Source organism: Streptococcus intestinihominis (assembly GCF_046824975.1).
In the GTDB taxonomy this organism is placed as follows: Bacteria; Bacillota; Bacilli; order Lactobacillales; family Streptococcaceae; genus Streptococcus.
The window spans coordinates 38200-39031 of sequence record NZ_JBKQBL010000001.1 but is presented as its reverse complement, the minus strand read 5'-3'; the positions used below and the strand labels follow the sequence as shown (position 1 = coordinate 39031).

Below are 832 nucleotides of genomic sequence, written 5' to 3'. Positions count from 1 at the left end.
TGGAGAAGCCCTCTTGCAGATTGACTTTTTGATTGCCCTCTTCACCAAGGCTCAAGAGTTGGGCATTCATTGTACCTTGGATACCTGTGCTCTGCCTTTCCGCAATACCCCTCGTTACCTGGAAAAATTTGATAAATTAATGGCAGTGACAGACTTGGTGCTTCTGGATATCAAGGAAATTAACGATGAACGGCACAGATTTGTAACCAGTCAAACGAACAAGAATATTTTAGCCTGTGCCAAGTATTTGTCTGATATTGGAAAACCCGTCTGGATTCGTCACGTTTTGGTCCCTGGGCTTACAGACCGAGATGATGATTTGATCGAACTTGGGAAATTTGTTAAAACCCTTAAAAATGTCGATAAATTTGAGATCTTGCCTTACCATACCATGGGTGAGTTCAAATGGCGGGAATTGGGCATTCCTTACAAGTTGGAGGGTGTGAAACCACCGACAAAAGAACGGGTCCAAAATGCGAAGGACTTGATGGAAACTGAAAGTTACCAAGATTACTTGAAACGGGTTAAAGGATAAAATAGATCGAGACAGTTGGTCCTTCCAGCTGTCTTTTTCTGATGAAAAGCATCACTATTCCCTTTCTTTAAACGGAAAAACGTGCTAAAATAGAGTGAATATACAAATGAAAATGAAGAGGTAGAAACATGTCAAAAATTCTCGTTTTTGGTCACCAAAATCCTGACTCAGATGCCATCGGCTCATCTGTAGCTTTTGCTTATCTTGCAAAAGAAGCTTATGGTTTGGATACAGAAGCAGTGGCTCTTGGAACTCCAAATGAAGAAACAGCTTTCGTGTTGGACTATTTTGGTGTGG

General features: G+C 41.1%; 2 protein-coding genes. Both read left to right on the top strand.

The window, feature by feature from the left end:
* Positions 1-535: radical SAM protein (locus ACLOR3_RS00200; RefSeq protein WP_412036871.1), on the top strand; the 535-nt coding region annotated here is incomplete at its 5' end.
* 128 nt (positions 536-663) lie between these two features.
* A partial coding sequence (locus ACLOR3_RS00195; RefSeq protein WP_412036983.1) for a DHH family phosphoesterase occupies positions 664-832 on the top strand: 169 nt, incomplete at its 3' end.